Raw genomic sequence first — 20,799 nt, forward strand, 5'->3', positions numbered from 1 at the left:
TGGCACCGGATGCAGCACGCAGTGGGGGCCCCGCTGCCGCCGCCCCACGGTCCCGGTAACGGGCCGTGGACGCACCAGGCCCAGCACCCCGGCCCACCGGGGCCGCCGCCCCCGATACCGCCCGCGCCCCAGGGCCGGACCCGGCCCGGTCCGCCGCCGGCCCCGCCCGCGCCGCAGGGCCCCGGGCCGGTGCCCCTGCACGCCCCCGCCCCGCCTTCGCGGGAGACGACCGGGCACGTCCAGCTCCCGCCCGGTGGACCCGTACCGCTGCCCGCGCCGCTCGCCGAGCCGGGCACCGGCACCGCGACCCTCGCCGTGCTCCTGATCGGTCCCGCGGGCGCCGGCAAGACCACGGTCGCCAAACTCTGGGCGGGCCGCCGCCGCGTCCCCACCGCGCACGTCTCCCTCGACGACGTCCGCGAGTGGGTCTGCTCCGGCTTCGCCGACCCGCAGGCCGGGTGGAACGACCACTCCGAGGCCCAGTACCGCCTGGCCCGCCGCACCTGCGGCTTCGCCGCCCGCAACTTCCTGGCCAACGGCATCTCCTGCATCCTCGACGACGCGGTCTTCCCCGACCGGCCCGTCGTCGGCCTCGGCGGCTGGAAACGCCACGTCGGGCCGGGGCTGCTGCCCGTCGTCCTCCTGCCCGGCCTGGAGGTCGTCCTGGAGCGCAACGCGGCCCGCAGCGGCAACCGGCGCCTCGCCGACGAGGAAGTCGCCCGGATCCACGGCCGGATGGCCGGCTGGTACGGCTCGGGACTCCCGATCATCGACAACTCGACCTACGACGTCGAGACGACCGCCCGGGTCCTCGACGACGTCCTGGCCCGCTCCATGGCCAGCCCGCCGGCCTGGTAGCGGCACCGGCGGACGGGCGGGGTCCCCGGTCGGATGCGCTGACCGGGCGGGCCGGGACCCACGCTCGTAGGCTCGAGCACATGTCAGAGGTGTACGCCGTCCGACGCGGGCTGCTGCGTGACCGGTACGCCGCCGCCGGTTCTGCGGCCGCCCTGGTCTCCCGCCCCGCCAATGTCCGCTATCTCGCGGGCGCGGCCCCGCCCGGCGCCGTGCTGCTGCTCGGCCCGGGCGAGGACGTCCTGCTCTGCCCCCGGCTCCCGGCCGCCGACCCCGCCCCGGGGCACCCCGACGAGCAGCTCCGGCTGACCGTCCTGCCCGCCTCCGACGGCGATCCGGTCGTCGCGGCCGCCGGGCTCGCGGCCTCGCTGGACGTGGGCTCCCTCGCCGTGGAGGAACACGACCTGACGGTCGCCCGGCACCGCGCGATGCACTCCGTCGCCCCCCACCTGCGCCTGGCCGACCTCGGCTCCACGGTGGAGCAGCTGCGGATCGTCAAGGACGAGGAGGAGATCGCCTGTCTGCGGATCGCCGCGGAGATCACCGACCAGGCCCTCGGCGAGCTGCTGGAATCGATCCTGGTGGGCCGCACCGAGCGCCACCTGGCCCTGGAGCTCGAACGCCGCCTGGTGGACCACGGCGCCGACGGCCCGGCCTTCCCCACCTCCGTGGGGACGGGCCCCCACTCGGGCCAGGGCCGCCACAGACCCTCCGACCGAAGGGTCGAGGAAGGCGATTTCCTCTCCGTCTGCCTGGGTGCCAACTATCGCGGCTACCGGTGCGAGATCGGCCGGACGTTCGTCATCGGCACCGCTCCCGCGGACTGGCAGATCGAGCTCTACGACCTCGTTTTCGCCGCTCAGCGGGCCGGACGGGAAGCTCTCGTGCCGGGGGCGGCCTACCGTGACGTGGACCGCGCGGTCCGCCAGCTCCTGGACTCCGCGGGCCACGCGGACGGCCTCCAGCCCTGCACCGGGCACGGTGTCGGACTGGAAATCGACGAGGACCCGCAGTTGGCACCGACAGCCATGGGTAAACTGGACGCTTGTGTGCCGGTCACCGTCGAACCGGGGGTCCACCTCCCGGGCCGGGGCGGTGTCCGGATCGATGACACGCTCGTCGTACGCCCCGAGGCGGACGGCGGACCCGAGCTACTCACCATTACGACCAAGGAGCTGCTCGCGCTCTAGCGCGCATCCTCGGTCGTCCACCAGCTTCAGTCCAGGAGATTCCGCAACCGTGGCTTCCACGAACGACCTCAAGAACGGCCTGGTGCTCAAGCTCGACGGAGGCCAGCTCTGGTCCGTCGTCGAGTTCCAGCACGTCAAGCCCGGCAAGGGCCCGGCCTTCGTGCGCACCAAGCTCAAGAACGTGCTGTCCGGCAAGGTCGTCGACAAGACGTTCAACGCCGGCGTGAAGGTCGAAACGGCCACCATCGACCGCCGGGACATGCAGTTCTCGTACATGGACGGCGAGTACTTCGTCTTCATGGACATGGACACGTACGACCAGCTCATGGTCGACCGCAAGGCCGTCGGCGACGCCGCCAACTTCCTGATCGAGGGCTTCACCGCCTCCGTGGCCCAGCACGAGGGCGAGGTGCTCTACGTCGAGCTGCCGGCCGCCGTCGAGCTGACCGTCAAGCACACGGACCCGGGCGTGCAGGGCGACCGCTCCACCGGCGGCACTAAGCCCGCCACCCTGGAGACCGACTACGAGATCGGCGTCCCGCTCTTCATCACCACCGGTGAGAAGATCAAGGTCGACACCCGTACGGGCGATTACCTCGGCCGGGTGAACAGCTAACCGTGGCTGCCCGGAACAAGGCCCGCAAACGCGCCTTCCAGATCCTCTTCGAGGCCGACCAGCGCGGCGAGTCCGTGCAGACGGTCCTCGCGGACTGGGTACGGCTCTCGCGGACCGACGAGCGCCAGCCGCCGGTCGGCGAATTCACCATGGAACTCGTCGAGGGGTACGCGCAGTACGCGGACCGGATCGACGACCTCATCGTCACCTACGCCGTGGACTGGGAGATCGACCGCATGCCGGTCGTCGACCGGAGCATCCTGCGGCTCGGTGCGTACGAGCTGATCTGGGCGGACTCCACGCCCGACGCCGTGGTGATCGACGAGGCGGTCCAGCTCGCCAAGGAGTTCTCCACGGACGACTCCCCGTCCTTCGTGAACGGCCTGCTGGCCCGTTTCAAGGACCTCAAGCCGAATCTCCGCCGGGAGCAGTAGCCGACGGTGCGTTCAGCCGAACGAAGGGCCCACGGTCGCCATGACCGTGGGCCCTTCGGCGTGCCGGGGGAGGCGCCCCGGACGGCGGCGGAGGAGCGTCAGCCTCCGGCACGACGGAAAACGCCGGGTGGGCGGGGTCCTCAGGACCCCGCCCACCCGGCGGTACGTTTCTGCGGGGGCGGGTCAGCCCTCGTCGTGGGCCACCGCGCGACGCGCGTCCGCGTCCAGCACACCCCAGCTGATCAGTTGCTCCGTGAGCACCGAAGGCGACTGGTCGTAGATCACGGCCAGGGTGCGCAGGTCGTCCTGGCGGATCGACAGCACCTTGCCGTTGTAGTCGCCACGCTGGCTCTGGATCGTCGCCGCGTAACGCTGCAGCGGTCCGGCCTTCTCCGGCGGGACGTGGGCGAGCCGCTCCAGGTCCAGGACGAGCTTCGGCGGCGGCTCGGCGGCTCCGCCGGGCGTCGTGCCGGGCAGGAGTTCCTGCACGGGGACGCCGTAGAAGTCCGCCAGCTCGGCGAGGCGCTGCACGGTCACGGCGCGGTCGCCGCGCTCGTAGGAACCGACCACGACGGCCTTCCAGCGGCCCTGGGACTTCTCCTCCACGCCGTGGAGGGAAAGGCCCTGCTGGGTGCGGATGGCGCGGAGCTTGGCCCCGAGCTGTTTTGCGTATTCGCTGGACATGAGGCTCCCCGGACGCTGGAACATTTCTTGCGGCTCAACCGCGTGGCTGGTAACTCACTGTGAGGTTACGCAGCGTTACTTGGCTGCGTCAAGCCGAAAGGTCCGGACTGTGCCTCCCGGGGGCGCCGCCATGTGCCCGCACACGCCCTGGTACCGTGGATGACGCAAATCCGACGTCCTTTAACGTCCGTCCAGTGAGGCGGAGAAGGAGGTCCGTTTCTTATGGACGCACAGCACGACCGCACCGGCAACGCGGCACGCCCCGTACTCGAGGCTCCCGACGTCGCCCGTGTCCTGACCCGCATCGCCCACGAGATCGTCGAACGCGCCAAGGGCGCCGACGACGTGGTGCTGCTCGGCATCCCGACGCGCGGGGTCTACCTCGCACGCCGGCTCGCCGGGAAGCTGGAGGAGATCACCGGACGCAGTACGCCGGTCGGCTCACTCGACATCACCATGTACCGCGACGACCTGCGGATGCGCCCGGCGCGTGCTCTGGCCCGCACGGAGATCCCCGGCGAGGGGATCGAGGGCAGGCTGGTCGTCCTGGTCGACGACGTGCTCTTCTCCGGCCGCACGATCCGCGCCGCACTCGACGCGCTCGGCGACATCGGCCGGCCCCGTGCCGTGCAGCTCGCGGTCCTCGTCGACCGCGGCCACCGCGAACTCCCGATCCGCGCCGACTACGTCGGCAAGAACCTCCCCACGTCGCTGCGGGAGACGGTCAAGGTCCAGCTCGCCGAGGAGGACGGCCGCGACGCCGTGCTGCTCGGCGTCGAGCAGACCGTCCCGGCAGGCGAGCAGTAGCTTCCGTCCGTACGCCGCACCGGCCGTACGGCAGCTTCCGCACGCCCGTATGCCTGCTTCCTCCACCATCCACGGAGACCCCAGATGCTGCGCCCTCCCGGCGGAAACCCCCGGACCCCCCGTCACCTCATCTCGGCCGCAGACCTCACCCGCGACGACGCCGTCCTGATCCTCGACACCGCCGAGGAGATGGCCCGGGTCGCGGACCGGCCGATCAAGAAGCTTCCCACCCTGCGTGGACGTACCGTCGTCAACCTCTTCTTCGAGGACTCGACCCGGACCCGCATCTCGTTCGAGGCCGCCGCCAAGCGCCTCTCCGCCGACGTCATCAACTTCTCGGCGAAGGGTTCGTCCGTCTCCAAGGGCGAGTCGCTCAAGGACACGGCCCTGACCCTGGAGGCCATGGGCGCCGACGCCGTCGTCATCCGGCACGGGGCCTCCGGAGCCCCCTACCGCCTGGCGACCTCCGGGTGGATCGACAGCGCCGTCGTCAACGCCGGTGACGGCACGCACGAGCACCCGACCCAGGCGCTGCTGGACGCGTTCACGATGCGCCGCAGGCTCGTCGGGGCCGACGCCGGACTCGGCCGGGACCTCGAAGGCCGCCGCATCACGATCGTCGGCGACATCCTGCACAGCCGGGTGGCCCGCTCCAACGTCCACCTGCTGGCCACGCTCGGCGCGCAGGTCACCCTCGTGGCCCCGCCGACCCTCGTGCCCGTCGGCGTCGGGCAGTGGCCCTGCGAGGTCAGCTACCACCTCGACGACGTGCTGCCGAAGTCCGACGCCGTGATGATGCTGCGTGTGCAGCGCGAACGGATGAACGCCGCGTACTTCCCGACCGAGCGCGAGTACTCCCGCCGCTACGGCCTGGACGGCGAGCGCATGGCGAAGATGCCGGAGCACGCCATCGTGATGCACCCCGGGCCCATGGTCCGCGGGATGGAGATCACGGCCCAGGTCGCCGACTCCGACCGCTGCACCGCCGTCGAGCAGGTCGCGAACGGAGTCTCCACCCGCATGGCCGTCCTGTACCTGCTGCTGGGCGGATCAGAGACCGCCCTGCCGTCCGCCGCCGCCCGTACCGAGGAGAACAACGCATGAGCAAGACCCTGATCCGCGGCGCGAAGGTCCTCGGCGGAGAGCCGGCGGACGTCCTCATCGACGGGGAGACCATCGCCCGCGTCGCGCCGTCCATCGAGGCCGGCGACGCCACCGTCATCGAGGCGGACGGCCGGATCCTGCTGCCCGGCCTCGTCGACCTGCACACGCACCTGCGCGAGCCCGGCCGTGAGGACTCCGAGACCGTCCTCACCGGCACCAGGGCCGCGGCGATCGGCGGCTTCACGGCCGTGCACGCCATGGCCAACACCTTCCCCGTCGCCGACACCGCCGGCGTCGTCGAGCAGGTCTGGCGGCTCGGCAAGGAGTCCGGCTACTGCGACGTGCAGCCCGTCGGCGCCGTCACCGTCGGCCTGGAGGGCAAACAGCTCGCCGAGCTCGGCGCCATGCACGACTCCGCCGCCGGGGTGAAGGTCTTCTCCGACGACGGCAAGTGCGTCGACGACGCCGTGATCATGCGCCGCGCACTGGAGTACGTGAAGGCGTTCGACGGCGTCGTCGCGCAGCACGCCCAGGAGCCCCGGCTCACCGAGGGCGCCCAGATGAACGAGGGCGTCGTCTCGGCCGAGCTCGGCCTCGGCGGCTGGCCCGCCGTCGCGGAGGAGTCGATCATCGCCCGCGACGTGCTCCTCGCCGCCCACGTCGGCTCCCGGGTGCACATCTGCCACCTGTCGACCGCCGGGTCCGTGGAGATCGTCCGCTGGGCCAAGTCCAAGGGCTGGAACGTCACCGCCGAGGTCACCCCGCACCACCTGCTGCTCACCGACGAGCTCGTACGGTCCTACAACCCCGTCTACAAGGTGAACCCGCCGCTGCGCACCGAGGCCGACGTCATGGCCCTGCGCGAGGCGCTCGCCGACGGCACGATCGACTGCGTCGCCACCGACCACGCCCCGCACCCGCACGAGGACAAGGACTGCGAGTGGGCCGCCGCCGCCATGGGCATGGTGGGCCTGGAAACCGCGCTCTCCGTGGTCCAGCAGACGATGGTGGACACCGGCCTCCTCGACTGGGCCGGGGTCGCCGACCGGATGTCGCTGCGTCCCGCGGCCATCGGCAGGCTCGAGGGACACGGCCGGCCCGTCTCGGCGGGTGAGCCTGCCAACCTCACCCTGGTCGATCCGGCATACCGTGGAAGCGTGGACCCCGCGGGCTTCGCCTCCCGCAGCCGCAACACTCCCTACGAGGGTCGCGAGCTGCCGGGCCGAGTGACGCACACCTTCCTGCGGGGCCGTGCCACGGTCGTCGACGGGAAGCTCGCGTGACAACACTCACCCCCCTGTACCAACTGGCCGCCGAACAGAAGTCGGCCGATGTGACGGACTGGTCCGCCCGCATCAGCTGGGTCGTCGCCCTGCTCGTCCTCATCGCCTTCGTCTACTGGCTGATGCGCCAGGGATGGAAGTGGCGGGGGAGCCTCCAGTCCGACGTACCCGAGCTCGCGACCACCCCGCCCGGATTCGCGGACGGCCCGGTGCTGCTGACCCTGTCGGGCCGCTACCACGCCTCGACGACCGCGGGGCAGTGGCTCGACCGCATCGTCGCCCACGGCCTCGGCACCCGCAGCCGGGTCGAGCTGACCCTCACCGCGCAGGGCCTGGACGTCGTACGCCCCGGAGCCGCCGGCTTCTTCGTACCGGCCGCCGCACTGCGCGAGGCCCGGCACGACAAGGCGATCGCCGGGAAGGTTCTCCCCGAGGGCGGCCTCCTGGTCATCACCTGGGCACACGGCGACAAGCTGATCGACTCCGGCTTCCGCTCCGACCACGCGGCCGAACACCAGGCCTGGGTCGACACCGTCAACCACCTCACCAGCACTACGGAAGGCACCGCACGATGACGATCTCCAATCCGGGGCATGCCTCGAAGAGGAAAAAGGTGTCTCCCGCCGTACTCGTCCTGGAGGACGGCCGCTCCTTCCGCGGCCGCGCCTACGGGGCCGTGGGGGAGACCTTCGGCGAGGCGGTGTTCTCCACCGGCATGACCGGTTACCAGGAGACACTGACCGATCCCTCCTACCACCGCCAGGTCGTCGTGATGACCGCACCGCACGTCGGCAACACCGGCGTGAACGACGAGGACGCCGAGTCCCGGCGGATCTGGGTCTCCGGATACGTCGTACGCGACCCCGCCCGCCTCCCCTCCAACTGGCGCTCCCGGCGCTCGCTGGACGAGGAGCTCGCCGCCCAGGGTGTCGTCGGCATCAGCGGCGTCGACACCCGCGCGCTCACCCGCCACCTGCGCGAGCGCGGCGCCATGCGCGTCGGCATCTTCTCCGGCGACACGATCCAGGACGAGGGCGTGCTGCTCGCCAAGGTGCGCCAGGCCCCCGAGATGAGCGGCGCCGACCTCTCCGCGGAGGTCGCCACCAAGGAGGCGTACGTCGTCCCCGCGGCCGGCACCAAGAAGTTCACCGTCGCCGCGATCGACCTCGGCATCAAGGGCATGACCCCCCACCGCATGGCCGAGCGCGGCATCGAGGTGCACGTCCTGCCCGCCACCGCCACCCTCGACGAGGTGTACGCGGTGGAGCCCGACGGGGTCTTCTTCTCCAACGGCCCCGGCGACCCGTCAACCGCCGACCACCCGGTCTCCCTGATGCAGGGCGTCCTGGAGCGGAAGACCCCGCTCTTCGGCATCTGCTTCGGCAACCAGATCCTCGGCCGTGCCCTCGGCTTCGGCACCTACAAGCTGAAGTACGGCCACCGCGGCATCAACCAGCCCGTGCAGGACCGCACGACCGGCAAGGTCGAGGTCACCGCGCACAACCACGGCTTCGCCGTCGACGCCCCCCTCGACAAGGTCTCCGACACGCGGTACGGCCGCGCCGAGGTCTCCCACGTCTGCCTGAACGACCAGGTCGTCGAGGGACTCCAGCTCCTGGACCGGCCCGCCTTCAGCGTCCAGTACCACCCCGAAGCGGCCGCCGGCCCGCACGACGCCGCCTACCTCTTCGACCGTTTCGTCTCCCTGATGGAGGGCCCGCGTGCCTAAGCGCTCCGATATCCAGTCCGTCCTGGTCATCGGCTCCGGCCCGATCGTCATCGGGCAGGCCGCCGAGTTCGACTACTCCGGCACCCAGGCCTGCCGCGTCCTCAAGGCCGAGGGCCTGCGCGTCATCCTGGTGAACTCCAACCCGGCGACGATCATGACCGACCCGGAGATCGCCGACGCCACCTACGTCGAGCCGATCACCCCCGAGTTCGTCGAGAAGATCATCGCCAAGGAGCGCCCCGACGCGCTGCTCCCCACCCTGGGCGGCCAGACCGCGCTCAACACGGCGATCTCCATGCACGAGAACGGTGTCCTGGAGAAGTACAACGTCGAGCTCATCGGCGCCAACGTCGAGGCCATCAACAAGGGCGAGGACCGCGAGCTCTTCAAGGGCGTCGTCGAGGCCGTCAAGGCGAAGATCGGTTACGGCGAGTCCGCCCGCTCGGTCATCTGCCACTCCATGGACGACGTCATCAAGGGCGTCGACACGCTCGGCGGCTACCCCGTCGTCGTCCGCCCGTCCTTCACCATGGGCGGCGCCGGCTCCGGCTTCGCGCACGACGAGGAGGAGCTGCGCCGCATCGCCGGACAGGGCCTCACCCTCTCGCCGACCACCGAGGTGCTCCTGGAGGAGTCCATCCTCGGCTGGAAGGAGTACGAGCTGGAGCTGATGCGCGACCGCAACGACAACGTCGTGGTCGTCTGCTCCATCGAGAACTTCGACCCGATGGGCGTCCACACCGGTGACTCCATCACCGTCGCCCCGGCGATGACGCTCACCGACCGCGAGTACCAGCGGCTGCGCGACATCGGCATCGCGATCATCCGCGAGGTCGGCGTCGACACCGGCGGCTGCAACATCCAGTTCGCGATCGACCCCGCCGACGGCCGGATCATCGTCATCGAGATGAACCCGCGCGTCTCCCGCTCCTCGGCGCTGGCCTCCAAGGCCACCGGCTTCCCGATCGCCAAGATCGCCGCCAAGCTGGCCGTCGGCTACACGCTCGACGAGATCCCCAACGACATCACCGAGAAGACGCCGGCCTCCTTCGAGCCGACCCTCGACTACGTCGTCGTGAAGGCCCCGCGCTTCGCCTTCGAGAAGTTCCCGTCCGCCGACTCCACCCTCACCACCACCATGAAGTCGGTGGGCGAGGCCATGGCGATCGGCCGCAACTTCACCGAGGCGCTGCAGAAGGCCCTGCGCTCCCTGGAGAAGAAGGGCTCGCAGTTCGCGTTCACCGGGGAGCCCGGTGACAAGGCCGCGCTGCTGACCGAAGCGGGTCGTCCGACCGACGGTCGGATCAACACCGTGATGCAGGCGATCAGGGCCGGCGCCACCCAGGAGGAGGTCTTCGACGCCACGAAGATCGACCCCTGGTTCGTCGACCAGCTCTTCCTGATCAAGGAGATCGCCGACGAGCTGGCCGCCGCCGACAAGCTTGTCCCCGAGCTGCTGGCCGAGGCCAAGCGGCACGGCTTCTCGGACGTGCAGATCGCCGAGATCCGCGGCCTGCGCGAGGACGTCGTCCGCGAGGTCCGGCACGCCCTCGGCATCCGACCGGTCTACAAGACGGTCGACACCTGCGCCGCCGAGTTCGCCGCGAAGACGCCGTACTTCTACTCCAGTTACGACGAGGAGAGCGAGGTCGCCTCCCGTGCCAAGCCCGCGGTGATCATCCTCGGCTCCGGTCCGAACCGCATCGGCCAGGGCATCGAGTTCGACTACTCGTGCGTCCACGCCTCCTTCGCCCTGCACGACGCGGGCTACGAGACCGTGATGGTCAACTGCAACCCGGAGACCGTCTCCACGGACTACGACACCTCCGACCGCCTGTACTTCGAGCCGCTCACGCTCGAGGACGTCCTGGAGATCGTGCACGCCGAGTCGCTGGCAGGCCCGATCGCCGGTGTCATCGTCCAGCTCGGCGGCCAGACGCCGCTCGGCCTCGCGCAGGCGCTCAAGGACAATGGCGTGCCGGTCGTGGGGACGTCCCCCGAGGCCATCCACGCCGCCGAGGACCGCGGAGCCTTCGGCCGGGTGCTCGCCGAGGCCGGACTGCCGGCGCCGAAGCACGGCACCGCCACCACCTTCTCCGAGGCCAAGGCCATCGCCGACGAGATCGGCTACCCGGTCCTCGTACGCCCGTCGTACGTGCTCGGCGGCCGTGGCATGGAGATCGTCTACGACGAGACCCGCCTCTCCTCGTACATCGCGGAGTCCACCGAGATCAGCCCCACCCGGCCGGTCCTGGTCGACCGCTTCCTCGACGACGCGATCGAGATCGACGTCGACGCGCTCTACGACGGCACCGAGCTCTACCTCGGCGGCGTCATGGAGCACATCGAGGAGGCCGGCATCCACTCCGGCGACTCCGCCTGCGCCCTGCCCCCCATCACGCTGGGCGGCTTCGACATCAAGCGCCTGCGGGCCTCCACCGAGGGCATCGCCAAGGGCGTCGGCGTGCGCGGACTGATCAACATCCAGTTCGCGCTGTCCGGCGACATCCTCTACGTCCTCGAGGCCAACCCGCGCGCCTCGCGCACCGTCCCCTTCACCTCGAAGGCGACCGCGGTCCCGCTCGCGAAGGCCGCCGCCCGCATCTCGCTGGGCGCGACCATCGCCGAACTCCGCGCCGAGGGCCTGCTGCCGAAGCACGGCGACGGCGGCACCCTGCCGCTCGACGCCCCCATCTCCGTCAAGGAGGCCGTCATGCCGTGGTCGCGCTTCCGCGACATCCACGGCCGCGGCGTCGACACGGTCCTCGGGCCGGAGATGCGCTCCACCGGTGAAGTCATGGGCATCGACTCGGTGTTCGGGACGGCGTACGCCAAGTCGCAGGCCGGTGCCTACGGCCCGCTGCCGACCAAGGGACGCGCCTTCATCTCCGTCGCCAACCGCGACAAGCGCTCGATGATCTTCCCGGCGCGTGAACTCGTCGCCCACGGCTTCGAACTGATGGCCACGTCCGGCACCGCCGAGGTGCTCAAGCGCAACGGCATCAACGCCACCGTCGTGCGCAAGCAGTCCGAGGGCGAGGGCCCCGACGGTGAGAAGACCATCGTCCAGCTGATCCACGACGGCGAGGTCGACCTCATCGTCAACACCCCGTACGGCACGGGCGGCAGGCTCGACGGCTACGAGATCCGCACCGCGGCCGTGGCCCGGTCCGTGCCGTGCCTCACCACGGTCCAGGCGCTCGCCGCCGCCGTCCAGGGGATCGACGCGCTCAACCACGGTGACGTCGGCGTACGTTCCCTCCAGGAACACGCGGAACATCTGACCGCGGCCCGCGACTAGCAGCCAGGCCCAGCAGGGGGACACCGGAAACGGTGTCCCCCTCTTCATGAGGACACCGAGATGTACAAACTCTTCTTCCAGCTGGTCTTCAAGCGGATGGACCCGGAGCAGGCCCACCACCTGGCCTTCCGGTGGATCCGCCTCGCCGCCCGCACCCCGGTGCTGCGCACCTTCGCCGCCGCCGCGCTCGCGCCCCGCCACAAGGAGCTGCGCACCGAGGCGCTCGGCCTGCGGATGCACGGCCCCTTCGGGCTCGCCGCCGGCTTCGACAAGAACGCCGTCGCCATCGACGGCATGTCCATGCTCGGCTTCGACCACATCGAGATCGGCACCGTCACCGGCGAGCCCCAGCCCGGTAACCCGAAGAAGCGGCTCTTCCGCCTCGTCGCGGACCGGGCGCTCATCAACCGCATGGGCTTCAACAACGAGGGCTCGGCGGCCGTGGCGGAACGCCTCGCCGCCCGCAAGGCGGTCTTCCGCACGACCGTCGGCGTCAACATCGGCAAGACCAAGGCCGTCCCCGAGGACGAGGCCGTGGGGGACTACGTGAAGTCCACCGAGCGGCTCGCCGCCCACGCCGACTACCTCGTGGTGAACGTCTCCTCGCCGAACACCCCGGGACTGCGCGACCTCCAGGCCACCGAGGCGCTCCGGCCGCTGCTCACCGCGGTGCGCGAGGCCGCCGACCGTACCGTCACGGACCGGCGGGTCCCGCTGCTCGTCAAGATCGCCCCGGACCTCGCGGACGAGGACGTCGACGCGGTGGCCGACCTCGCCGTGGAACTCGGCCTGGACGGCATCATCGCCACCAACACCACGATCGCCCGCGACGGCCTCGGCCTGAAGTCCTCGGCGTCCCTGGTCAAGGAGACCGGTGGCCTCTCCGGCGCACCCCTCAAGGAGCGCTCCCTGGAGGTGCTGAGCCGCCTGTACGCCCGCGTGGGGACCCGGATCACCCTGGTGGGCGTCGGGGGCGTCGAGAACGCCGAGGACGCCTGGCAGCGCATCCTGGCCGGTGCCACGCTCGTCCAGGGCTACAGCGCCTTCATCTACGAGGGCCCGTTCTACGCCCGCGCGATCCACAAGGGGCTGGCCGCCCGCCTGGCCGCCTCCCCGTACGCCACCCTCGCCGAGGCCGTCGGCGCCGAGACACGGAAGGCCACGCAGTGACCCCTGAGCCCTTCGGCGCCCGCCTGCGCCACGCCATGGACACCCGCGGACCGCTCTGCGTCGGCATCGACCCGCACGCCTCGCTGCTCACCTCCTGGGGCCTGGACGACGACATCGCAGGCCTGGAGCGCTTCACGCGCACGGTCGTCGAGGCGCTGGCCGACCGGGTCGCCGTCCTCAAGCCGCAGTCGGCCTTCTTCGAGCGGTTCGGCTCGCGTGGCATCGCCGTCCTGGAGAAGGCCGTCGAGGAGGCCCGCGCGGCCGGGGCGCTGGTCCTCATGGACGCCAAGCGCGGAGACATCGGCTCCACCATGGGCGCGTACGCCGCCACGTACCTCGACAAGGACTCACCGCTGTTCTCCGACGCGGTCACCGTCTCGCCCTACCTCGGCTTCGGCTCGCTGCGTCCCGCGCTCGACGCGGCCGCGGTCTCCGGCTCCGGGGTCTTCGTGCTCGCCCTCACCTCCAACCCGGAGGGCGCCGAGGTGCAGCGCGCCACGGCCGCCGACGGGCGCTCGCTGGCCCAGCTCATGCTCGACCACATGGCCGCCGAGAACGCGGGGGCCACGCCGCTCGGCTCCGTCGGCGCGGTGGTCGGGGCCACGCTCGGGGACGCGGGAGTGGATCTGGCGGTCAACGGCCCGCTGCTCGCTCCGGGCATCGGCGCCCAGGGGGCGACCCCGGCGGACCTGCCGGGCGTGTTCGGGGCCTCGGTGCGCAACGTCGTGCCGAGCGTGAGCCGGGGTGTCCTGCGTCACGGACCGGACGTTTCCGGGCTGCGCGAAGCCGCCGGGCGGCTCGCGGAAGAGGTCCGCGAGGCCGTCTCGGAAAGCTGACCATGCCACGTAACAGCGTGTTGACGGAATCCTGACCAAAAAACCGGGTTGTTTTGACTGGAATGTCCTGGTCGGCTCAGGCTGACCAGGACTTTTCGTCTGTTCTCGCTGACTCAGGCGGCCTTGGCCGCTAGTCTCCGTCGAGGGCCAACGGATACACGTTGTCCGTTGCTCACCAGGTGTGGAGCCACCAGGTTCCCCACCGGTCCGTATCCGACAGATCGACATCCGAGGTGACGTAGGCGTGGCTCTTCCGCCCCTTACCCCTGAACAGCGCGCAGCCGCGCTCGAAAAGGCCGCCGCGGCTCGCCGGGAGCGGGCCGAGGTCAAGAATCGACTCAAGCACTCCGGCGCCTCCCTCCATGAGGTCATCAAGCAGGGCCAGGAGAACGACGTCATCGGCAAGATGAAGGTCTCCGCCCTTCTCGAGTCCCTGCCGGGCGTGGGCAAGGTCCGCGCCAAGCAGATCATGGAACGGCTCGGCATCTCCGAGAGCCGCCGGGTCCGGGGTCTCGGCTCCAACCAGATCGCATCCCTGGAGCGTGAGTTCGGCGGCAGCGCCGCCTGACGTTCTCAGGCACCCCTGAGAACCTGGATAATCGCCCCATGGCTGCAACATCCCGGGGGACGTCCCCCGTACCCCCGGACGTACGTCCGCGGCTGACCGTGCTCTCCGGCCCCTCCGGGGTCGGCAAGAGCACGGTCGTCGCTCATATGCGCAAGGTTCACCCCGAGGTCTGGCTCTCGGTGTCGGCCACGACCCGCAGGCCGCGCCCCGGCGAACGCAACGGTGTCCACTACTTCTTCGTGGACGACGAGGAGTTCGACAAGCTGATCGCCAACGGCGAGCTGCTGGAGTGGGCGGAGTTCGCGGGCAACCGGTACGGCACGCCGCGCCGGGCCGTGCTCGACCGCCTGGAGGCGGGCGAGCCGGTGCTGCTGGAGATCGATCTGCAGGGCGCCCGGCTGGTCCGCCAGTCGATGCCCGAGGCGCAGCTGGTCTTCCTGGCGCCGCCCAGCTGGGACGAACTCGTGCGCCGGCTCACCGGCCGCGGGACGGAGTCGGCGGAGGTGATCGAGCGCAGGCTCACCGCGGCGAAGACCGAACTGGCCGCCGAGGCGGAGTTCGACACGACGCTGGTCAACACCTCCGTCGAGGACGTCGCCCGCGAGCTGCTAACGTTGATGCTGCAGGCTTCCGGCCTCCACGGCACCGACGACTGACCCACCGACTCCGGTCGGCGGCATGGCCGACGGCATGGTCGACGGCACAATCAGCGCGATCAGCAGCCATGGACGCAGAACAGCACCACTGCGGAACCAGCACGATCAAAGATCTCTTTGATCTCTATCCCCTTCGGAAGGCAGAGAGTGTCCTCTTCCATCACCACGCCCGAGGGCATCATCAACCCGCCGATTGATGAGCTCCTCGAGGCCACCGACTCGAAGTACAGCCTTGTGATCTACGCCGCCAAGCGCGCGCGCCAGATCAACGCGTACTACTCGCAGCTCGGTGAAGGCCTCCTCGAGTACGTCGGTCCGCTCGTCGACACGCACGTGCACGAGAAGCCGCTCTCGATCGCGCTCCGCGAGATCAACGCGGGCCTGCTGACCTCCGAGGCCATCGAGGGCCCCGCGCAGTAAGCAGGAGAACGCACCTTCACCACAGGCCCGGCGGTCGACACCGCCGGGCCTGTGGTGTGCCGGGCCACCCGGGCCCCCGGAGGCCGTCCGGTGCGGTGAGGCAGCATGGAGTGCGTACGTCATGAGGCTGTACGGGGCCGAGTGCGCAGAGACACGAGTGCGGGGAGATGCAGTGGACAAGCCGAAGGTCGTCCTGGGGGTCAGCGGAGGCATCGCCGCCTACAAGGCGTGCGAGCTGCTGCGCCGGCTGACCGAGTCGGGCCACGACGTGCGGGTCGTCCCGACCGACGCGTCGCTGAACTTCGTCGGGGCGGCCACCTGGTCGGCGCTCTCCGGCAACCCCGTCTCGACCGAGGTCTGGGAGAGCGTCCACGAGGTGCCGCACGTACGGATCGGCCAGGCGGCCGACCTCGTCGTGGTCGCCCCGGCCACCGCGGACATGCTCGCCAAGGCCGCCCACGGGCTCGCCGACGACCTCCTGACCAATACCCTCCTCACCGCCCGCTGTCCGGTCGTCTTCGCGCCGGCGATGCACACCGAGATGTGGGAGCACCCCGCCACCCAGGAGAACGTCGCCACACTGCGCCGCCGCGGCGCCGTGGTCATCGAGCCCGCCGTCGGCCGGCTCACCGGGGTGGACACGGGCAAGGGGCGGCTCCCGGACCCCGGGGAGATCTTCGAGGTCTGCCGCCGCGTGCTGGCGCGCGGGCCCGTCGCCCCCGACCTCGTGGGCCGCCACGTGGTGATCAGTGCGGGCGGTACCCGCGAGCCGCTCGACCCAGTCCGCTACCTGGGCAACCGCTCCTCCGGCAAGCAGGGATACGCGCTGGCCCGCACCGCCGTCGCCCGCGGCGCCCGGGTCACGCTGATCGAGGCGAACACGCAACTGCCCGACCCGGCCGGTGCAGACGTCCTGCGCGTCGGCACCGCCGTGCAGCTGCGCGAGGCCGTGCTGAAGGCAGCGGCGGATGCCGACGTGGTGGTGATGGCGGCGGCCGTCGCCGACTTCCGTCCCGCCGACTACGTCACGGGGAAGATCAAGAAGAAGGACGGCCAGGAGCCGGCGCCCCTGACGCTGGTGCGCAACCCCGACATCCTCGCCGAGGTCGCCGCGGACCGGGCACGCCCCGGGCAGCTCGTCGTCGGCTTCGCCGCCGAGACCGACGACGTCCTCGCCAACGGCCGGCAGAAGCTGCGCCGCAAGGCGTGCGATCTCCTCGTCGTCAACGAGGTCGGTGAACGCAAGACCTTCGGCTCGGAGGAGAACGAAGCCGTCGTGCTCGGGGCCGACGGCAGCGAGACCGCTGTGCCGTTCGGGCCCAAGGAAGTGCTCGCCGACATGGTTTGGGACCTTGTGGCGGCACGATTCGGCTAGATTGCGTAATTACCGCTCCGGCGGGAAGGAAACGCGACGTGAACGGCCCCGTCACCCGCTCCTGAGGAGGGATTGTCGTACCGCAGTCAACCGTGCCGCAGGTCACAGACCTCCCAAGGGGCGAGACGCGTGGCCCGACCGCCGGATGCGACCGATAAACTGGTCGACGGAATGTGCCGGGCGCAGCTCCCGGAAGTCCACCCATGATCAGCCAGCAGCCGCTGCAACCCCAGGGAGCGATGTGTCCCGCCGTCTCTTCACCTCGGAGTCTGTCACCGAGGGTCACCCCGACAAGATCGCTGACCAGATCAGCGACACGATCCTCGACGCGCTCCTGCGTGAGGACCCTTCCTCGCGCGTCGCCGTCGAGACCCTGATCACCACCGGTCTGGTACATGTCGCGGGTGAGGTCACGACCAAGGCCTACGCCGACATCCCCAACCTCGTGCGCAACAAGGTGCTGGAGATCGGCTACGACTCGTCCAAGAAGGGCTTCGACGGAGCCTCCTGCGGCGTTTCGGTCTCCATCGGCTCGCAGTCCCCGGACATCGCCCAGGGCGTCGACACGGCGTACGAGAAGCGGGTCGAGGGTGCCACCCGTGGTGAGGAGGACGAGCTCGACAAGCAGGGCGCCGGCGACCAGGGGCTGATGTTCGGCTACGCCTGCGACGAGACGCCCGAGCTCATGCCGCTCCCGATCCACCTGGCGCACCGGCTGTCGCGCCGGCTCTCCGAGGTCCGCAAGAACGGCACCATCCCGTACCTGCGCCCCGACGGCAAGACCCAGGTCACCATCGAGTACGACGGCGACAAGGCCGTCCGCCTCGACACGGTCGTCGTCTCCTCGCAGCACGCCTCCGACATCGACCTGGACTCGCTGCTCGCCCCCGACATCCGTGAGTTCGTCGTCGAGCACGTCCTGAACCAGCTCATCGAGGACGGCATCAAGCTCGACACCGAGGGTTACCGCCTCCTGGTCAACCCGACGGGCCGCTTCGAGATCGGTGGCCCCATGGGTGACGCCGGCCTCACCGGCCGCAAGATCATCATCGACACGTACGGCGGCATGGCCCGTCACGGCGGCGGCGCCTTCTCCGGCAAGGACCCGTCCAAGGTCGACCGCTCGGCCGCGTACGCGATGCGCTGGGTGGCCAAGAACGTCGTCGCGGCCGGTCTCGCGGCCCGCTGCGAGGTCCAGGTCGCCTACGCGATCGGCAAGGCCGAGCCCGTGGGCCTGTTCGTCGAGACCTTCGGCACGGCCACGGTCGAGACGGAGAAGATCGAGCACGCCATCGGCGAGGTCTTCGACCTCCGCCCGGCCGCGATCATCCGCGACCTCGACCTGCTCCGCCCGATCTACGCCCAGACCGCGGCGTACGGGCACTTCGGCCGTGAGCTCCCCGACTTCACCTGGGAGCGCACCGACCGCGTGGACGCGCTGCGCAGCGCCGCAGGCATCTAGAGCGCGCCGGTCCCCGAGACCGCCGCTCCTGCCGGGGCCCGGACACCGCACGAGGTGTCCGGGCCCCGGCACGTGCGGGCCGCGGGCCGCGGCGGCAGCCGCGTGCGGGAGCCGTCCGGCTCCGCTGTCGGTGGCGTCTGGTAGGTATGAGGCTGTGAGCAGCGACGACGAGCGGTCCGACGAGCCCGAGGCCGGGGCTCCGGAGCAGCTTGCGCTCATCCGGGAGACCGTACGCAGGGCCAAGGTGCCCCGTGCCAAGCCCCGGACATGGCGAGGCGCCGCGCTGGCCGAGGAGCTTCCGGTCGCCCGCGTCCTGGTCAACAAGGGCGCACTCCACCTCGACCAGTATTTCGACTACGCCGTCCCGGAGGAGCTGGACGCCGTGGCGCAGCCGGGCGTGCGGGTGCGGGTGCGGTTCGGCGCCGGGGGACGGCAGGTCCGCGGCGGCCGGCGCGAGGGCGGCGGGCTCATCGACGGTTTCCTCATCGAGCGCCGGGTCGAGTCGGACTACCAAGGTGCCCTGGCGGCCCTCGCCTACGTCGTCTCGCCCGAGCCGGTGCTCGGGCCCGACCTGCTCGCGCTCTCCCGGGCCGTCGCCGACCGTTACGCCGGCAGCCTCGCCGACGTGCTGCAGCTCGCCGTGCCGCCCAGGAACGGCCGGGCCGAGTCGAAGCCGTCCCCCGCCCCCCTTCCGCCCCCCGCCGCCCCGCCGCCCGGGACCTGGGAGAGGTACGGGCAGGGGCCGGCCTTCCTGACGGCGCTCGCCGAGGGCGGCGCGCCCCGGGCCGTCTGGACGGCGCTGCCAGGACCGCACTGGCCCGAGGAGATCGCCGCGGCCGTGACCGCCACCCTGGCCTCGGGCCGGGGTGCGCTCGTCGTCGTACCGGACGGGCGCAGCGCCGCCCGGGTGGACGGCGCTCTCACCGCGCTCATGGGGGCCGGGCGCCATGCCCTGCTGACCGCCGACTCGGGGCCGGAGAAGCGGTACCGGCAGTGGCTCGCGGTCCGGCGCGGCTCCGTGCGTGCGGTGGTCGGGACCAGGGCGGCGATGTTCGCCCCGGTCGCCGACCTGGGCCTGGTGGCCGTGTGGGACGACGGTGACTCCAGCCACAGCGACGACAACGCCCCGTTCCCGCACGTCAGGGAGGTCCTGGAGCTGCGCGCGGCGCACGGCCGGTGCGCTTTCCTGCTCGGCTCGACGAGCTGCACGGTGGAGGCCGCGCAGCTGGTGGAGACCGGCTGGGCGCTGCCGCTGCGCGCCGACCGGGAGCAGCTGCGTGCCGCGGCGCCCCTGGTGCGCACGGTGGGTGACGGCGAGCTCGCCCGGGACGGTGCGGCCCGTTCGGCCCGGCTGCCCAGCCTGGCCTGGCAGACCGTGCGGGACGGGCTGCGCAGCGGTCCGGTGCTGGTCCAGGTGCCGCGCCGCGGTTACGCGCCCCGGCTGGCCTGCGAGCGCTGCCGCGAGCCCGCGAGATGCCGGCACTGCGCGGGCCCTCTGCAGGCCCCGGACCAGCAGGACCTCGACTGCGCGTGGTGCGGGCGGGCCGAGACCGCCTGGCACTGTCTCGCCTGCGGAGGCCGGCGGCTGCGCGCGCAGATCGTCGGTGCGCGCCGGACAGCCGAGGAGCTGGGGCGTGCGTTCCCCGCCGTTCCGGTGCGGACGTCCGGCCGTGATCATGTGCTCGATTCCGTACCCGGCCAGCCCGCGCTGGTCGTCAGCACCCCCGGGGCGGAACCCGTGGCCGAGGGGGGCTATGCGGCCGCTCTGCTGCTGGACGGCTGGGCGATGGTCGGCCGGCCCGACCTGCGGGCGGGCGAGGAGGCACTGCGGCGCTGGACGGCAGCGGCGGCGTTGGTGCGGGGGCAGCCGGAGGGAGGCACGGTGGTGGTCGTGGCCGAGCCGACGCTGCGGCCCGTCCAGGCGCTGGTGCGCTGGGACCCGGTCGGCCATGCCCGGCGCGAGCTGGCGGAGCGGGCCGAGCTCGGCTTCCCCCCGGTGTCCCGGATGGCTTCGGTGACCGGGCCGCCGGAGGCGGTCGCCGCGTACCTCGCCGGCGCGGAGCTGCCGCCCGAAGCGGAAGTGCTCGGCCCCGTCCCGGTGCGGGGAGCCGTGCCGGGCAGACCCCGCAGGCAGGGCGACGCCCCACCCGGCGAGACCTGGGACCGGGCACTGATCAGGGTGCCGCCCGGGCGCGGCGCCGCGCTCGCGGCCGCCCTGAAGTCGGCGCAGGCGGCGCGGACCGCCCGCGGGAGCGGCGATCCCGTACGGATCAGGGTCGATCCGCCGGACATCGGCTGACGCGGGGCCG

Annotated in this window: 19 protein-coding genes; 18 read left to right on the plus strand and 1 reads right to left on the minus strand. The window is 71.3% G+C overall.

Features of this window, described 5'->3' with window-relative positions:
• Positions 1–9 precede the first annotated feature (9 nt).
• The 4 genes from QFZ58_RS30160 (at position 10) to nusB (ending at position 3,095) form a co-directional block, all read left to right on the plus strand.
• Positions 10–858, plus strand: a complete 849-nt coding sequence (locus QFZ58_RS30160) for a Pro-rich N-terminal domain-containing protein (RefSeq protein ID WP_307128040.1) — start codon at positions 10–12, stop codon at positions 856–858.
• Positions 859–938: 80 nt separating this feature from the next.
• On the plus strand, positions 939–2,045 hold the full coding sequence (locus QFZ58_RS30165) for a M24 family metallopeptidase (RefSeq protein ID WP_307128041.1): 1,107 nt from the start codon (positions 939–941) through the stop codon (positions 2,043–2,045).
• 49 nt (positions 2,046–2,094) lie between these two features.
• Positions 2,095–2,661 (plus strand): elongation factor P, encoded by a 567-nt coding sequence (gene efp / locus QFZ58_RS30170; RefSeq protein ID WP_307128042.1) that lies wholly within the window; start codon positions 2,095–2,097, stop codon positions 2,659–2,661.
• A 2-nt stretch (positions 2,662–2,663) separates the two neighbouring features.
• A complete protein-coding gene (nusB, locus tag QFZ58_RS30175) occupies positions 2,664–3,095 on the plus strand; it encodes a transcription antitermination factor NusB (RefSeq protein ID WP_307128043.1) in 432 nt (143 codons plus the stop codon).
• A gap of 183 nt (positions 3,096–3,278) precedes the next feature.
• Here nusB and bldD read toward each other — a convergent pair whose 3' ends face one another.
• On the minus strand, positions 3,279–3,779 hold the full coding sequence (bldD, locus tag QFZ58_RS30180) for a transcriptional regulator BldD (protein WP_014157378.1): 501 nt from the start codon (positions 3,777–3,779) through the stop codon (positions 3,279–3,281).
• Positions 3,780–4,001: 222 nt separating this feature from the next.
• On the opposite strand from bldD, the gene pyrR reads away from it, so the two are divergent.
• The 14 genes from pyrR (at position 4,002) to QFZ58_RS30250 (ending at position 20,789) form a co-directional block, all read left to right on the plus strand.
• On the plus strand, positions 4,002–4,586 hold the full coding sequence (gene pyrR / locus QFZ58_RS30185) for a bifunctional pyr operon transcriptional regulator/uracil phosphoribosyltransferase PyrR (RefSeq protein ID WP_307128044.1): 585 nt from the start codon (positions 4,002–4,004) through the stop codon (positions 4,584–4,586).
• 84 nt (positions 4,587–4,670) lie between these two features.
• Complete coding sequence (locus QFZ58_RS30190; RefSeq protein ID WP_307128045.1) at positions 4,671–5,690, plus strand: aspartate carbamoyltransferase catalytic subunit; 1,020 nt, start codon at positions 4,671–4,673, stop codon at positions 5,688–5,690.
• Positions 5,687–6,973 (plus strand): dihydroorotase, encoded by a 1,287-nt coding sequence (locus tag QFZ58_RS30195; protein WP_307128046.1) that lies wholly within the window; start codon positions 5,687–5,689, stop codon positions 6,971–6,973. Before QFZ58_RS30190 ends, QFZ58_RS30195 begins: the two co-directional genes overlap by 4 nt.
• Positions 6,970–7,548, plus strand: a complete 579-nt coding sequence (locus QFZ58_RS30200; RefSeq protein WP_307128047.1) for a hypothetical protein — start codon at positions 6,970–6,972, stop codon at positions 7,546–7,548. The genes QFZ58_RS30195 and QFZ58_RS30200 overlap by 4 nt, the downstream gene beginning before the upstream one ends.
• Positions 7,545–8,702: a glutamine-hydrolyzing carbamoyl-phosphate synthase small subunit gene (gene carA / locus QFZ58_RS30205; RefSeq protein ID WP_307128048.1), complete on the plus strand. Its 1,158-nt coding sequence runs from the start codon at positions 7,545–7,547 to the stop codon at positions 8,700–8,702. The genes QFZ58_RS30200 and carA overlap by 4 nt, the downstream gene beginning before the upstream one ends.
• On the plus strand, positions 8,695–12,003 hold the full coding sequence (gene carB / locus QFZ58_RS30210; RefSeq protein ID WP_307128049.1) for a carbamoyl-phosphate synthase large subunit: 3,309 nt from the start codon (positions 8,695–8,697) through the stop codon (positions 12,001–12,003). The genes carA and carB overlap by 8 nt, the downstream gene beginning before the upstream one ends.
• Positions 12,004–12,063: 60 nt before the next feature.
• A complete protein-coding gene (locus tag QFZ58_RS30215; RefSeq protein WP_307128050.1) occupies positions 12,064–13,173 on the plus strand; it encodes a quinone-dependent dihydroorotate dehydrogenase in 1,110 nt (369 codons plus the stop codon).
• Positions 13,170–14,009 (plus strand): orotidine-5'-phosphate decarboxylase, encoded by an 840-nt coding sequence (gene pyrF, locus QFZ58_RS30220; RefSeq protein ID WP_307128051.1) that lies wholly within the window; start codon positions 13,170–13,172, stop codon positions 14,007–14,009. Before QFZ58_RS30215 ends, pyrF begins: the two co-directional genes overlap by 4 nt.
• 244 nt (positions 14,010–14,253) lie before the next feature.
• Positions 14,254–14,577 (plus strand): integration host factor, encoded by a 324-nt coding sequence (locus QFZ58_RS30225; RefSeq protein ID WP_014157387.1) that lies wholly within the window; start codon positions 14,254–14,256, stop codon positions 14,575–14,577.
• 38 nt (positions 14,578–14,615) lie between these two features.
• A complete protein-coding gene (gene gmk / locus QFZ58_RS30230) occupies positions 14,616–15,233 on the plus strand; it encodes a guanylate kinase (protein WP_307128052.1) in 618 nt (205 codons plus the stop codon).
• A 147-nt stretch (positions 15,234–15,380) separates the two neighbouring features.
• The gene (rpoZ, locus tag QFZ58_RS30235) at positions 15,381–15,653 is read left to right on the plus strand and encodes a DNA-directed RNA polymerase subunit omega (protein ID WP_003970369.1); all 273 of its coding nucleotides are present in this window, start codon (positions 15,381–15,383) and stop codon (positions 15,651–15,653) included.
• 172 nt (positions 15,654–15,825) lie between these two features.
• Positions 15,826–17,028 carry a bifunctional phosphopantothenoylcysteine decarboxylase/phosphopantothenate--cysteine ligase CoaBC gene (gene coaBC / locus QFZ58_RS30240; RefSeq protein ID WP_307128053.1) on the plus strand — a complete coding sequence of 401 codons (1,203 nt, stop codon included), beginning with the start codon at positions 15,826–15,828 and terminating at the stop codon, positions 17,026–17,028.
• A gap of 241 nt (positions 17,029–17,269) precedes the next feature.
• Positions 17,270–18,490, plus strand: coding sequence for a methionine adenosyltransferase (gene metK / locus QFZ58_RS30245; protein WP_307128054.1), 1,221 nt, complete (start codon positions 17,270–17,272; stop codon positions 18,488–18,490).
• Between the two features lie 154 nt (positions 18,491–18,644).
• Positions 18,645–20,789, plus strand: a complete 2,145-nt coding sequence (locus QFZ58_RS30250; protein WP_307128055.1) for a primosomal protein N' — start codon at positions 18,645–18,647, stop codon at positions 20,787–20,789.
• The last annotated feature ends 10 nt before the right edge of the window (positions 20,790–20,799 follow it).

It is taken from the genome of Streptomyces sp. B1I3 (genome assembly GCF_030816615.1).
GTDB lineage: Bacteria > Actinomycetota > Actinomycetes > Streptomycetales > Streptomycetaceae > Streptomyces.

Coding starts and splice junctions, on each gene's coding strand:
- pyrR (WP_307128044.1), top strand. CDS start 4,002: ATGGACGCACAGCACGACCGCACCGGCAACGCGGCACGCCCCGTACTC.
- gmk (WP_307128052.1), top strand. CDS start 14,616: ATGGCTGCAACATCCCGGGGGACGTCCCCCGTACCCCCGGACGTACGT.
- QFZ58_RS30160 (WP_307128040.1), top strand. CDS start 10: ATGCAGCACGCAGTGGGGGCCCCGCTGCCGCCGCCCCACGGTCCCGGT.
- QFZ58_RS30215 (WP_307128050.1), top strand. CDS start 12,064: ATGTACAAACTCTTCTTCCAGCTGGTCTTCAAGCGGATGGACCCGGAG.
- QFZ58_RS30195 (WP_307128046.1), top strand. CDS start 5,687: ATGAGCAAGACCCTGATCCGCGGCGCGAAGGTCCTCGGCGGAGAGCCG.
- QFZ58_RS30165 (WP_307128041.1), top strand. CDS start 939: ATGTCAGAGGTGTACGCCGTCCGACGCGGGCTGCTGCGTGACCGGTAC.
- QFZ58_RS30190 (WP_307128045.1), top strand. CDS start 4,671: ATGCTGCGCCCTCCCGGCGGAAACCCCCGGACCCCCCGTCACCTCATC.
- bldD (WP_014157378.1), bottom strand. CDS start 3,779: ATGTCCAGCGAATACGCAAAACAGCTCGGGGCCAAGCTCCGCGCCATC.
- carA (WP_307128048.1), top strand. CDS start 7,545: ATGACGATCTCCAATCCGGGGCATGCCTCGAAGAGGAAAAAGGTGTCT.